10 protein-coding genes are annotated in these 14495 nt (G+C 45.3%); 5 read left to right on the top strand and 5 right to left on the bottom strand.

Annotated elements, in window-relative coordinates:
• Nucleotides 1-214: 214 nt before the first annotated feature.
• On the bottom strand, nt 215-1033 hold the full coding sequence (locus RB622_RS27370) for a helix-turn-helix transcriptional regulator (RefSeq protein WP_308049991.1): 819 nt from the start codon (nt 1031-1033) through the stop codon (nt 215-217).
• 72 nt (nt 1034-1105) lie between these two features.
• Between RB622_RS27370 and RB622_RS27365 the strand changes: the two genes are divergently transcribed.
• From RB622_RS27365 to RB622_RS27355, 3 genes are read left to right on the top strand one after another with little or no spacing between them, the layout of a single operon-like run.
• Entirely contained in the window at nt 1106-1846 is a 741-nt protein-coding gene (locus RB622_RS27365) for an Error-prone repair protein ImuA (RefSeq protein ID WP_308049990.1), read from the top strand.
• A 1-nt stretch (nt 1847) separates the two neighbouring features.
• Nucleotides 1848-3350: a DNA polymerase Y family protein gene (locus RB622_RS27360; RefSeq protein WP_308049989.1), complete on the top strand. Its 1503-nt coding sequence runs from the start codon at nt 1848-1850 to the stop codon at nt 3348-3350.
• 15 nt (nt 3351-3365) lie between these two features.
• Entirely contained in the window at nt 3366-6596 is a 3231-nt protein-coding gene (locus RB622_RS27355; RefSeq protein ID WP_308049988.1) for an error-prone DNA polymerase, read from the top strand.
• A gap of 43 nt (nt 6597-6639) precedes the next feature.
• Here the strand turns inward: RB622_RS27355 and RB622_RS27350 are convergent, their stop codons facing one another.
• The 3 genes from RB622_RS27350 to RB622_RS27340 all read right to left on the bottom strand — a co-directional run bounded on the left by RB622_RS27350 (nt 6640) and on the right by RB622_RS27340 (nt 8164).
• Nucleotides 6640-6867: a hypothetical protein gene (locus tag RB622_RS27350; protein ID WP_308049987.1), complete on the bottom strand. Its 228-nt coding sequence runs from the start codon at nt 6865-6867 to the stop codon at nt 6640-6642.
• A gap of 115 nt (nt 6868-6982) precedes the next feature.
• Nucleotides 6983-7501, bottom strand: coding sequence for a hypothetical protein (locus RB622_RS27345; RefSeq protein ID WP_308049986.1), 519 nt, complete (start codon nt 7499-7501; stop codon nt 6983-6985).
• 153 nt (nt 7502-7654) lie between these two features.
• Nucleotides 7655-8164 carry a DUF4304 domain-containing protein gene (locus tag RB622_RS27340; RefSeq protein WP_308049985.1) on the bottom strand — a complete coding sequence of 170 codons (510 nt, stop codon included), beginning with the start codon at nt 8162-8164 and terminating at the stop codon, nt 7655-7657.
• A 340-nt stretch (nt 8165-8504) separates the two neighbouring features.
• On the opposite strand from RB622_RS27340, the gene RB622_RS27335 reads away from it, so the two are divergent.
• Together RB622_RS27335 and RB622_RS27330 are read left to right on the top strand one after the other, a co-directional pair.
• Entirely contained in the window at nt 8505-9563 is a 1059-nt protein-coding gene (locus RB622_RS27335; RefSeq protein WP_308049983.1) for an ionic transporter y4hA, read from the top strand.
• A 191-nt stretch (nt 9564-9754) separates the two neighbouring features.
• A complete protein-coding gene (locus tag RB622_RS27330; protein WP_308049982.1) occupies nt 9755-10204 on the top strand; it encodes a carboxypeptidase-like regulatory domain-containing protein in 450 nt (149 codons plus the stop codon).
• Between the two features lie 291 nt (nt 10205-10495).
• Here the strand turns inward: RB622_RS27330 and RB622_RS27325 are convergent, their stop codons facing one another.
• Entirely contained in the window at nt 10496-14485 is a 3990-nt protein-coding gene (locus RB622_RS27325) for a two-component regulator propeller domain-containing protein (RefSeq protein ID WP_308049981.1), read from the bottom strand.
• Nucleotides 14486-14495: the final 10 nt, after the last annotated feature.

Genomic DNA, 14495 nt, shown 5'->3' with positions numbered 1-14495 from the left:
CTTGACGATGTCTCAATTGTACATTAAATTTGGTGACAGATTACAGGCCGATCGCGAATTTTTTCTTGGTAGCTGAATCTGCCTAAATAAAATCCTGACACAGTTCAGCGTACACTCCCTCAAGGATTTCACTTCTGCAAATACCTTTGAAAATGCTGGATCGGTATGCAAATCATCTGCATTGCCAGGCGCACGATAAATTGTTTCCGGTTATTCATGTAACAACCTCCAACTTGTTTTTTATAACCTTTATATCCTCCTGCATTTCTCTGAAAGCCTTGGCCAGCATCTGTAAGTCGGATTGCACTTCTGGTATTTCTCTAGTTTGATAGCTATGAAACTCCCAAAGTTCCAGTACCTCGGAAACAGGAACAGCATATGGCAGGTATGTTTTATTCAGCGATTCCATCAGCAGTCCATCTTGCTGCAAGGTGACCTGCTTGAAAACAAAATCCTGCTCTGCTTTTAATATCGCTATACAAAGTGTGCGCGGTTTTAGGGTTGACCAGTTCTCCATAAAACGGCATACGATATCGCTGCCTTCCGGTATAGGCAGCATAGAATCGCCGGTGGTTGGGAATATGCGGTATGTCGCCCCTTTTGGGAGATTAGGCATAGAAAACTTGGGCAGGCCGGCAATATACTCCGGGTCATTAAAACCTGCCCGGTAACCCGCCTTCGCTTTGACGGGAACATACTCCACATTTTCCTTATTGCTTTTATCTACCGTGATAGCAAGCACGCGCAACTGGCTGCCCGTCATGTAAACATCGTTACCAGCTTCCAGCTCCCTTATTTTTAATTCAGAAAGTCTGGAAAGGTCCACTTTTAACAAACTATCAACGCTGATCCGAAAATAATCCGAATACCTCACATAATCCTCTGGTTGCGGGGCTTTGGTGTGCCCGTGCTCCAGTGCATTCAGTTTGGTACGCGTTAAAGAAAGTTTCTCTGCAAGCATTTCCTGACTGAGTTTTTTGCGGTCCCGCAGGAATTTTATGTTTTTCTGAAAAAATATTTCTTGGTTGTTCATCTTTTCTTTGTTATCATTACAATCAACATGTTGATACAATTTGTATCAAATATAGCGTTTAATTTTTGAATTATGGAGCAGGTGGCAGCAAAAAGTGAAGTGATAGAGAAACTGCGAAAAGACATACTCTCTTTGCAAGGTTTCCGTGTGCCTACTGACAGTCAGAAAGTTCATTTTGGCCTGGGACCGATAGAAGCCGCTTTTCCCAACGGTGTCTTTCCGACCGGTGCTGTACACGAATTTTTAAGTGATAACACAGAGAATGCTGCCGCAACAACAGGCTTTATGGCAGGCCTGCTCAGCCGCACGATGCAGCGGGGCGGCTTTTGCGTGTGGCTCAGCAGTAAACGGACCGTATTCCCTGCGGCTTTAAAATTTTTTGGTGTTGAGCCGGAAAGGGTCATTTTTATCGATGTCAGAAATGAAAAGGACCTGTTGTGGATGGTGGAAGAAGCGCTGAAATGTCAGGCGCTGGCTGCCGTTGTCGGGGAATTACAGGAAGTCAACCTGACCGAATCCCGCAGGTTACAGCTGGCTGTGGAGCAAAGCCGGGTGACAGGACTGCTTCACCGGCATAACCCGCGAAATGCCAATACCATTGCGGCGGTATCGCGTTGGAAAATTTCATCTTTACCCAGTAATCCTGGCGAAGATTTGCCGGGTATGGGTTTTTACCGCTGGCATGTTGAGCTACTGAAAGTACGTAATGGAGAACCCGGAAGCTGGCAAGTCCAGTGGATATCAGGCCATTTTGAGCATATACTGAAACCGGAGATTGTTGTACCGGAAATTAATCTTTTACAAACCGCTTAAAATGCAGAAGCGTTATATGTCCATATGGTTCCGTCATCTGCTTACCGACCGGTGGATCATCCGTCAGCCACAGTTAAAGGACACCCCCTTTGTACTGGCTGCGCCGGAGCGAAACCGGATGGTCATTCAAGCGGCTAGTCTTTGTGCGGAGGGAATGGGTATTGCTACAGGGATGGTTGTGGCAGACGCAAGGGCTGTATTTCCGGGCCTGTTGGTTATGGATGATAAAGCAGGACAGCCGCAGAAGCTCCTGAATGGCCTGGCCGAACGGTGCCTCCGTTACAGCCCGATTGTGGCCGTTGACCTGCCGGACGGGCTGATCCTGGATATTACCGGCTGCCCGCATCTTTGGGGTGGTGAGCGCCGTTACCTTACAGATATTGTTAACCGCCTCAGGGGCGCTGGCTATGACGTACGCGCTGCTATTGCAGATACCATGGCCGCCGCATACGCGGTTTGTCGTTATGGAAAGATCAGTCCGATTGTCCAGACCGGTAATCAAATGGCTGCCCTGGCATCACTGCCACCGGCTGCTTTGCGACTGGAAACAGCTACGATAGAGCGAATGCACAAACTGGGGTTTTACCAGATCAGTGCTTTTGTACATATACCGGGACCTGTCTTACGCAGACGCTTCGGGCAGCCGCTCTTGCAAAGGATCGATCAGGCCATGGGACGCGCGCCGGAAACAATCCAGCCCATCCGGCCTGTTGAGCCATACCAGGAAAGGTTGCCCAGTCTGGAACCGATTCGCACGGCAACCGGTATTCACATTGCATTGAAAAAACTGTTGGAGGTATTATGCAGCCGCCTTGCCAAAGAAGGCAAAGGCCTTCGCAAAGCTGTTTTTAGATGCTATCGTATTGATGGAAAAGTGCAACAGATTGAAGTCGGCACCAGCAGCGCCAGCTGCAGCGCAGCGCATTTGTTCAAGCTCTTTGAATTAAAAGTTTCTTCGATCAGACCAGGTCTGGGTATTGAGCTATTTATGTTGGAAGCCCCCGTTGTCGACGACGCTGACAAGATCCAGGAAACCCTTTGGAATATTTCCGGCAGCAATGACCTGTCCGAAATAGCCGAGCTTCTGGACAGGCTCACCGCCCGGGCAGGTGCCGGTATTGCGCACCGCTATCTGCCAGATCAGCATTATTGGCCCGAGCGGTCTATTAAAGAGGCTTGCTCCCTGGATGAGAAGCCGCTGACCAGCTGGCGTACAGATCATCCAAGACCTGTGCTGTTATTGCCCATGCCGGAACGAATCGACGTCACCGCACCGATCCCGGATTACCCACCCATGCTGTTCCGATACCAGGGAACGGTTCACGAAATCGCCAGAGCTGACGGGCCTGAGCGTATTGAACAGCAGTGGTGGTTAGAGCAGGGATTGCACAGGGATTATTATGCGGTCGAAGATCAACAGGGTGCGCGTTACTGGATTTTTCGGTTGGGACATTATCATGAGATAAGCAAGCCACAGTGGTTTATTCATGGCTTTTTCGCTTAATGAACAGATAGAGAGATGAGCTATACAGAACTGCAGGTAACCAGCAATTTCAGCTTCCTTCGCGGGGGCTCGCATCCTGAGGAGCTCGTGCAGCAGGCTGCTTTGTTGGGTTACTCAGCAATTGCCATTACCGATCACAATACGCTGGCTGGCATCGTCCGCGCCCATGTGGCCGCGAAAGCAAAAGGGATCAAAATTATCCCCGCATGCAGGCTAGAATTGCTCGATGGCCCGGGCTTGCTAGCCTATCCGACAACAAAACAGGCCTATGCAGGACTCTCCGCTTTGTTGTCACTTGGCAACCTTCGTACCGAGAAAGGTAAATGTGACCTGTATAAAGCCGATGTATATGCGTATGCGGCTGGCATAAAATTCATCGCTATCCCACCATCATCACTGAATGAGCAGTTTGATTTTGATCCTTCGTTTGAAATTGCTTTAAGGCAGTACAGGAAAGTATTTGGGGAAGCGCTGTATCTTGGCGTCAACCGTTCTTATACTGGTGATGATGCCAAGAAGTTGCACCGTCTCGTGCAGTTGTCAAGCCGCCTGGATATTCCAATGGTGGCAACCAACGATGTACATTATCACCACCATGAGCGTCGGCAGTTGCAGGATATCCTGACCTGCATCCGCGAAAAATGTACGATTTATAATGCAGGCTTCCGGCTTCATCAGAACGCGGAGCAGCATCTGAAACCGATTGAAGAAATGGTCCGGATATTCCGGCAATACCCGGATGCGATCGCGCGAACCCAGGAAATAGCACAAGCGTGCAAATTTTCCCTGGACAGCTTGGAATATGTCTACCCCGAAGAAATTACCAGTGAAGGCCGCACGCCGCAGCAAGAGCTGGTGCTACTGGCATGGCAGGGTGCAAACGAAAAATTCGGTGGTAACATTCCGCAAAACATTAAAGAGACCATTCAGTATGAGCTCGATTTTATGGAGCGTAAGAACTATGCTGCGTATTTTTTGACTGTGTATGACTTTGTGCGTTTTGCCAGAGACCGCAATATCCTTTGCCAGGGGCGTGGGTCAGCGGCCAACTCTGTTGTTTGTTATTGTCTGGGGATCACGTCCGTAAACCCTTCCAAATTCAAGCTGTTGTTCGCACGTTTTATGTCCGACGCACGTGATGAGCCGCCGGATATTGATGTTGATTTTGAGCACGAGCGGCGGGAAGAAGTTATGCAGTATATCTTTAATAAATACGGCCGTGATCGTGCAGCCATTGTAGCTACCGTGACGCAGGTCCATTGGAAGGGTGCTATTCGGGATGTTGGCAAGGCTATGGGATTGTCGGTTGACGCAGTAGACCGGCTTTCCAAATCTGGTTATGAGCTTACCCCGGAATGGTTTGAAGGCAAGTCAGGGTCAAGTGAAGGTTTTGACCCGAAAGATAAGCATCTGCTTAAAGTGTTAGCGCTTACGCAGCAGTATATCGGTTTTCCGCGTCAGCTCGGACAGCATACTGGGGGCTTTGTCATCACGCGGGGCAAGCTTTCAGATCTGTGCCCGATCCTGAATGCCCGGATGGAAAACCGGACCAACATCGAATGGAATAAAGATGATATTGAAGCCTTAGGTTTTTTAAAGGTGGATGTGCTGGCTTTGGGTATGCTGACCTGTATCCGTAAGGCATTTGATCTGGCCAAAATCCATTATGGATTAGATCTGACGCTTGCCAATATTCCGCAGGATGATCCAGCTGTGTACGAGATGATCAGCCATGCCGATACTATAGGCGTCTTTCAGATCGAAAGCCGTGCGCAGATGTCGATGCTGCCAAGGCTCAGACCAAAAACATTTTATGACCTGGTGATTGAGGTAGCCATCGTAAGACCCGGTCCGATACAAGGCGATATGGTGCATCCCTATTTGCGCCGCCGCAACGGAGAAGAGCCTATTGTGTATCCTTCCAAGGAACTCGAGCAGATCCTTGGAAGGACTTTGGGGGTCCCCTTGTTCCAGGAGCAGGCTATGGAGATCGCCATTGTAGCAGCGGGATTCACACCGGCAGAAGCTGATGGGCTCAGGCGGAGCATGGCTACCTTTAAAGCGAAAGGACTGGTGAGCCAGTACGAAAAAAAGCTGGTCGATGGTATGATGTCCAATGGTTATACCGAAGAGTTTGCCAGAAGGGTCTTCAAGCAATTGGAAGGCTTTGGCAGTTATGGTTTCCCCGAAAGTCATGCAGCTAGTTTTGCTTTGCTGGTTTATGTATCGTCGTGGATCAAGTGTTACTATCCGGATGTATTCGCCGCAGCATTACTGAACAGCATGCCGATGGGGTTTTACCAGCCTGCCCAGATTGTGATCGATGCCCGCAAGCATGGGGTAGGGGTCTTGCCGGTGGATGTAAACTTTTCTGATTGGGATAACAACCTGGAAGGAAAAGCCGGCAGGTATCACGGGCTGCGTCTGGGTTTTAGACAGGTTAAGGGATTGAAGCAGGAAGATATTGAAGCTTTAGTTTCTGCTCGTCAAAGTGCCTACACGAGTATTCCGGCGTTAAGGGATGCAGGTGTTTCGCAGACGGTGCTCGAAAAACTGGCCGATGCCGATGCGTTCCGCTCTATGGGTATGGACAGGCGTCAGGCCATGTGGGAAGCGTCCGCCCTTTCCGACAGGCCAATGGGACTTTTTTTGGGACATCAGGCCCAAAGCGCATTTGAAAAAGATGTTGAGCTTCCCAAAATGAATGCGGTTGAGCATGTGGTACAGGACTACGCTTCTATGGCCTTGTCATTGAAAGCCCATCCGGTAAGCTTTGTGCGGAAGCCGCTAGAAGCGCAACATGTGACCTGCAATAAAGACTTGAATGCATTGAACGATGGCGCGATTGTCCGTGTGGCTGGATTGGTACTGGTCAGGCAAAGGCCGGGAACAGCAAGTGGCATCTGTTTTATTACCATTGAGGATGAAACAGGTATTGCCAACCTGGTTGTTTTTAAAAAGCTCTTTGATCGCTATCGGAAAGAAATTATGCGCTCTACACTACTGATGGTAGAAGGCAAATTGCAGCGTGAAGGGGAAGTTACACATGTTGTCGTCAGGCGGTGCTATGATATGTCAGGCCTGTTGCGCGAAATGAATGCAGCAGAAGATGCTGACGATCTCGTTCAAGCGCTCTCCCGTGCCGATGAAAAAGATGAATCCGTTTCTGATAGGAGAAGTAAGAAAGTACAAGCAGCCAAAGTGGTTCAAACGGAGATTTTCCCTACGGGCAGGAATTTTAAATAGTGCGATCTCTAAAGTCCCTGTAAAAATTTCTCGTCCTCGCGCCTTATGGTAGGTCATTGTAACTTTCACACCGTGTTTGCTTGTACAATCCATTGGCTGTGAGCCTGGCTGGAAACAAAATTACCTGGGTTACATAATAATAGGCAGAAGTTAATGGCGCCAGAAATTCACCAGAAGGATATTTAGTTGCCAGCTCCGTGCGGGACCCACCCTCGGTATACCATTCGTCTGGCAATGCATTAAAAATATGGAATTGCTTTGATCTGTACATCCGCCAGAATTCCTTCCGAGCTCCCCAATCTGATTCAAATCCCGGAGATAGGGTTACATGAGATTCTTTTTATCCAGAGTACAATCTTTTAACTTAACCCCATAATTTGTCCTTCTTATTTTTTGTGAAAACGGAAATTTATCGAACTCCGAATGCTAGGAGCCCACCAGTCAGTATTCATAATCCGGCCTATCCCCACTTCCCCTTCAATACTTATCAGCGGCGTTATTCTAATTTCGGCTCCGGCTACGCCGTTCATTTTCGGGCGATAATATAAAGGTGGCGTGCCAGGTGTTTCGTTATCCATATCTAGATCCCACGCCTGAAAAGATCCGTAAGAAGCCCCTGCTTGTATAAAAAAAGAGAGTCTATTGCTGTTTACATATTTTCTCAGGAAAACCCCGGCCTCTTTTCTTGAAGAAAACAACTCATGTGCTTCCATTGATGCACCCAACAGAAAATGTTTTTTAAGGAAAATCCCCCCTTTTAGGTTTACCCCGAAAAATGTTGGTCCTACACCGATCATCTGCGTTTTCAGAGCAGTAGGAAGATTATACCATTTGGTTTCCTGGGCAGAGCTACTTTGGGGAAAAATGAGAATACAAAAGAAAGATGTAAGGATATATTTTTTCATAGATAGTATGTTTAGTGAGATCAATTAAAACTACATTAAATTTAAAGGAAATAAGCCTAGTTTCACTCCGGAAGATGCAATAAAGGGGAGTGGCCAACCAGATAACTTCATCTGGTGCAGTTGCGAGACTGTAAAATGAACTCTGTCTAAAAGTCAGATTTGTAGAAGTTTGTTTTTTGTTATTGCTCTTTTTAATCTGTCTCCATGCAAAGGGAATTGTTCATAAAATTTTATCAAGTCGTTTAAATTTTGCGGTTCTTCAAGTCCTGGCAGGATATGCTTTTCAAAATCATACTGCATTGATAAAATAAAATTGGTCAAATCCGTTATCTCAGTTATGGAATAACAGTTATTATTATTATCCAAATTTCTATTTTCCCAATCTGGGATAAAAGCTGTGTGACTGACATTAGTTGTTAAATCATAATGTGTCGCCTTTTTCTTTTGCTCATCTTTAACGGTAGCTTTTAATGCAATACCTATATTAAATATAAAATCGACACTGTCCTTGGAGTTCCAAGAGAAATTTTGAAGATTAATCACATTGAAAAAGTCACCTTTGTCCTTCCACCAAGTTTGTCCGCTTGTCATATATCCGGATTTTTTCAAAGTCGGCTTCAAATAATTCTTAATAAATTGTGTCTGTTTCTCCTTTGCAGTCATTCTGTTGGCATGTTTGATAGTATTATAAAGTAAACCTATCAGAAGATATACCCGCAAGGCTTATTTGTCCATCTCACAAAACATCGTTAAGGCGCACCTGGCTTAGTTTAAAATATATCCCAAACGATCCGGCTGTTATGAATGATGCCAATCTGAATGGGGAATTTCATTGCATTACTTTGCTTAAAACCCTAAAACATTGCGGATTGGCAATAAGGAAATTGATGAATTGTACGAGCCCTTTGCGGAAAGTTTAATATCTTAAACAAAATTATTTTTTTCGGGAAAGGATGTGCATAACTGAATTAAACCCCGTCTCAACCATTTGAATGTATAACGCGTGAAAAAGATTTTTAACTGGACGTATTTAGCACCAGTGCTTGCCTGGACTCTTTATTTCTTTATCCCCATCGGTACAGATCTGACTGTCAATCTAATAGCCGGAGCCTTTTTGGTCGGGAGTGTCATGGCAGCGGTGCATCATGCAGAAGTAGTAGCCCATCGAGTTGGCGAACCGTACGGCACGATCATTCTGGCAATAGCAGTTACATTGTTAGAGGCATCCATCATTGTGTCGCTGATGCTGGCAGGAGGCAAAGGATCGGAAAGTTATGCTAAGAATACTTTATTCTCTGCTGTGATGTTGATCTTAAACGGCATTTTGGGCATCAGCATGTTGATAGGCGCTTTAAAACATAAAGAGCAAACGTTTCAAACAAAATCGGTGACCATAGCCCTGGTTGCACTTGTTTCTATCCTGGTGCTCACGCTTGTGTTGCCCAATTTTACAACCAGCGTTGCAGGGCCACATTACAGTAAGCCGCAACTAATTATGGTAACAATAGCCTGCGTACTTATCTATGGATCATTTCTGTTTACCCAAACCATTCGTCACCGCGAATATTTTTTGACAGAAGAATCGGAGCATACGACAATTATAAGCCGAAAAGAATCCTTGGTTAGCTTGTTGCTTTTGCTCGTGTGTTTAGGGGTGGTTATTTTACTGGCAAAATCACTTTCGCCGGTTATTGAAAGCGGTGTCGCTGCTGCCGGTTTGCCCAACGCATTGGTTGGCGTTTTCATTGCCGCGGTCATCCTGTTGCCGGAAGGCATCGCAGCGGTGCGTGCCGCTACAAAAAATAAATTCCAAACCAGTATTAACTTATCCCTGGGGTCGGCTCTGGCGAGCATTGGGTTAAGTATTCCTACTGTGGCAATACTTTGTACTGCACTGGATTTACCACTTGTTTTAGGTCTTGACAAAAAATCTATGATTCTATTGGGTCTTTCGGTTTTTACGGTAATGCTATCACTAAACAAAGGCCGAACGAACGGCTTGTACGGAATGGTTCTGCTGGTGAACCTGATGACATACATCTTTACGCTCATTTATGAATAAGCCGGCAAAGCAGCCCAACAAAATTAAGCTGCTAGTCGCATACGTTCAACAATGACCGTGACGCCATTTTCTGCTGTTGCTAAATCAAATCAATAAGACCACCCGATTGGTTATATTGATTTGATTTGGCATTTCTTTACTACTTAAATGGCGTATGGTAATAGAATATTTATGGGGAAATTTTTGACTACATGAAAGTTGTAACGATGAAACGACGACAGATTCTCAAACTCATTGGCACATTTTCGCCAATACTTTGGGTTGCATCTTGTAAAGAAAAACTACCCGCTACTCCGACAATTGTTACTGGGAGAGTAGTAGACCAAAACAACGTTCCTTTGGAAGGAGCGAGGATAATTATGATTGGTGCCGAAAGAGCTGGCCTTTCCGGATTTGAAAAATTCAGTGTGTTTTCAGATACAGATCAGCAAGGCAATTATACCTTATCACAAATATTGCCGAAAGGAACAGATTACGTAATTGTTCAGTCAGAAAGCACTTCCAAAGTGAGTATAGATGAGGGAAATTATATACCGTACTTTGAAATAAACGGGAATTACGTTTTGGAAAGCAGCTCATACATTCTGTCAGGAAGCAATTTTGATAAAAAAACTATTTTAAACTTTCAATATCGAAAATGATGAAAATTTACCATCCCAGATTTTTTATTTTAAAGTGGTGTTTCCGGTAAGAAATCTTTTGGTGAACAGTTAAAAACTTTTGCCCATGTATTTAGGTGATTTACGTTATACTTGGCCCTTCTTTTGGGTGATTCCAGACGTGATACAAAAGCACCAATAGAAGTGGCCAGTGAACATTCTTTTTGGGTTCAGCTTCTATCCGCGGATTTTAGTCCACTTAGTTTCAACTACTGGTTAAAAGTCCAATACGTTGTAAGTCGCAAAGGCCATCGTTGTTGCTGCTCAGTGCTATTACTGCGTTACTTGTCTTCTGATCTCGATGGGAGTTTTACCAAATACCTTTCTAAACTCTTTACTAAAATACTTGCTGTCTTCGAACCCGATGATGGTAGCCACTTCACTGACTTGGTATATCCCCGCTTCTAGCAGCTTTTTGGCTTCAGTCAGGCGAATGGTTTTGACAAATTCGTTGACCGTCATACCTGTAAGTGACCGCATTTTCCGGTACAATACAGACACACTCATGCCAATCTGAAAGGCAAGTTCGTTCACGCCAAAGCCGGAATCTGATATGTTTTCTATAACTATTGCTCTGAGTTTGGCAATAAATTCTTCGTTAAAATCCTGTGCGATACTGTTTTCAGAACCTTCTTCTGCGAATACGGATTGGCGGTACCGCGTCCTCATCTCGTCTCTTACGCGGATCAGGTTATTGATCTTGAGTTCGAGAATCCGTGGATCGAATGGCTTGATCAAATAGTCATCTGCTCCGGATGAAAGGCCTTCTATGATTTGCTCGTTTTGAGTTCTGGCTGTTAGCAGAACAATTGGTATGTGCGCGGTTGTGACGTTGCTTTTCAGCCGGTTACACACTTCTAACCCATTCATCTCTGGCATCATAACGTCGGAAAGGATGATGTCCGGAATATGTTCATCGGCCAATGCGAGTCCCCGAAGGCCGTTTTCGGCTTCCAACGTTTTAAATTCTCCCTCAAAGAGCTCCCTGAGAAATACACGCAGCTGGTCATTGTCTTCAATGATCAGGATGGTGTTAGTTTGTTTCGTATGCGGAACACTGTTAGCATCAGGCATCATCATTGTCTCCGCCAGCATTTTATCAAAATAACCACCGTTTTTCGAAGCAATCTGATCCGCAGAAAAGTGTCCGTTTTTACGCGGCATTCGGATGGTAAGTTTGGTTCCGCCTGATGAAGAATCCTTGGCAAGATGGCTCTCGGTGGTGAGGTGGCCATGGTGCTCTTTCACGATGCTGTTGGACAACGCCAGCCCGATTCCATAACCGGGCTTTTCAGAATCCGCCTGGTAGTAGTAAGTAAACAGTTTTTGCAAATGTTCATGGGAAATGCCTTTACCATTATCTGCCACAGAAATGATCACTTCATTCGAAATCTCGGTAACAGATACTACGACCTTGCCGCCCTCGGGTGTGAACTTGTAAGCATTGCTCAGCAGATTATAAAATACCTTCTGCATCTGGGCGATATCGAACCACAGCATGACCGGCGTTTCCGGGCTAACGAAGGTTGTCTCAATATCCTTCTCGTTTGCTGAATGCTCAAATGCAGCGATCACCGTTTTGACAATCTTTACTACATCATGTTTCCGTACTTGCAGCCGGAGGCTACCACTCTGAATTTTACGAAAATCCAGCAGTTCATTGACCAGCAGTAAAAGTTTATCAGAACTATTTCTCGCATAACCCAGGAATTTTTCATTGTTTTTACCTTCCACAGACTGCTGAAAAGCCTTTTCTAAAGGCCCGCTGATCAGCGAGAGATGTGTTCTGATTTCATGGGATACATTGGTGAAAAAATCGAGTTTAATCTGGTTCAATGCATTTTCCCTTCTGAACGAGCTGCGGATCCAGAAGAACCGGGTGATGCCATAGGTGACAAGAGCCGTTAAGAGCATGTAGAACAAATATGCGTACCAGGTTCTCCACCAGGGAGGTAGGATGGTAATTTTCACACTAAGATGCTTTTTCATCCAAACGCCGTCGCCATTGGCCGCTTTTGCCTGAAAAATATATGTTCCTGCGGGTAGGTTCGTATAAGTGGCAGATGGCGTCTGAACATAGTTCCAGTCTTTGTCAATGCCATCTATTTTATAGGCATACTTGTTGAGATTTGACCGCGCATAATCCAGAAGTGCGAAATCAAGCGTAAAAATACTTTGCTCATGCGTGAATGTAATCTCCTTTGTTTTTGAAAGCGGCTCTCTAAGGATACCGGTACTATCGCCGGTCTTCACCTCTTTATTATACAGCTTCATAGCACTCAAAACAATAGGAGATGCATGATTTCCAACTGAAATGGCTGTGGGATCAAATGTAAACATACCCTCATCTGAGACGAAATAGAGGCTGCCGTTTTTATCGATCATGCCTGCACCTTGCCTCAATGTTCCTTTTGCCGGCAATCCGTCCTGGTAGCCATAAGATTGAAGTGTTCTGTTTTTAGGATGATATCGATAGAGCTTAGACGAAGCATTGATCCACAGATAGCCTTTAGTATCTGGAACGATATCCAGCACAGCCTCCTGAGGAACATCGGTATTGAGCTCAAATTGATTGGTTTTAGGATTATAAAATAAAAGACGCGTGTGACAAGCGGCCCAAATTTTACCATACATGTCTTCATGGATACGCCAGGCCATGAGCAGATCGGACTGGGATTGAACTTTCTCTACCAACGGTGCATGGGAACTGTGCGAACCAGATTTTATCCGGTAAAGACCTTTATGGCCGCCTATCCAAATGTTATGTTGAGAATCTTCATAGATTGTCGCAGCATAGGTGACAGTCGGATCCTTGGTAACAGTACCTTTTAGCTTGTCAAACAAAAGCAAACCGTAAGATCCTCCAACCCAGAAGCGCCCGTAACTATCTTCGGTTAATATGTATGTTCTCCCTTTTACCGGTTTTTCCTGTTCCGATTTATTGAACGGATAGTCCCGATACACGCCACGCGCGACATCATAACTGGTTAAAACAGTATTGCCACCAGCCCAAAGCACTTTATTCTCGTCCAGATAAAAGGAGTAATAATCGGCTTGGGTAGATAATTTGAGGGGATAACTCGACGGGTTCTTACCGTTGGTATCAAAAATAAGGAGCTTGTCCAATTTATCTGAAATGCTCCAGATAAAATTCGATTTGCTTTTACCCATCCATCCGTTTCTAAAATATTTTCCCCGGGAATCTTCCGAAGTAAACGGCCAGCGTTTGATTCTTGGAGCGTCAAAATTAAAGTAACTAATCCCCTCATAATATGATCCCAGCCAAAGCCCTCCCTGTTTGTCCCGGTACACGGACCACAGCGAATTCGTAGGTAAGCTGTACGGATCGCCTGGTCGGTTCACATACCAATCAGTATAGCCAGTTAGCGGATCGAAATGTGCCAGCCCAGATGACGTTGCCAGCAAGAGCTTAGATCTACCATCCGATATGATTTTTGTTACAACAGGAAAATCGCCTGATGGGCTTTTGAAGTTTTTAATTACACTAAATTCCTCAGTGACAGGATCGAATCGTACCAGTTCGCTTGCGCCACTTCCCAGCCATATTACACCCTTTTCGTCCTGATAAATAGCTCGGATTTCGTTTTTTAGTGTCTCATGTTTTGATGCGGGCATACGGTATAGCTCGGGCTTGCCTTCCTTTCCCTTCAATTTAATTAGTCCATTGGCAGTCCCAACCCAAAGGTTTCCGTCCTTTCCCTCAATAAGGCACTTTGCGTTCAGAGCTCCGTCTTTAAATTCAGTCTGAAGATGCCGCCATATTTTGATCTTTCCATGCTCAGAGACGATTTGTGTAAGCCCATGTTGTGTCCCAAGCCAGATCTGCTTTTTACTATCTTCAATAACGCAGTTAATATAGTTGTTTGACAGTGAGTTAATTTGGACGGAATCATATTCAAAATGTGTAAGACTAGCGTTGTTAAGGTCGTAATGCGTTAACCCCGATGCAGTCGCTGCCCAGATGTTTCCTTTTGAATCGCAAAGAACATCTCTGATGTCAGCAAGGATCGGATTTCCCTTTTTGTCATTCCGGTAGCACCTAAACGTTCGGGAGTCGTATCGGATCAGACCAGCCGTCGAACCAAACCACATGAGTCCATTCTTGTCCTGTGTAATGCCTAAAACTGCGCCAATGGGTTCGCTATCAATTTCAGTGAAGTTTTTGAACGATTGTCCGTATATTTTTAAAACAGAGACAAGGGTAAAAATCAGGCATATCAAAACGCTTTTACGACGATTCATTATGGGGGAA

Origin of the sequence: Dyadobacter sp. LHD-138 (assembly GCF_030929615.1) — a bacterium.
In the GTDB taxonomy this organism is placed as follows: domain Bacteria; phylum Bacteroidota; class Bacteroidia; order Cytophagales; family Spirosomataceae; genus Dyadobacter.
Note: the sequence above shows the minus strand (reverse complement) of the source record. Positions and strands in the feature narration are given on the sequence as shown.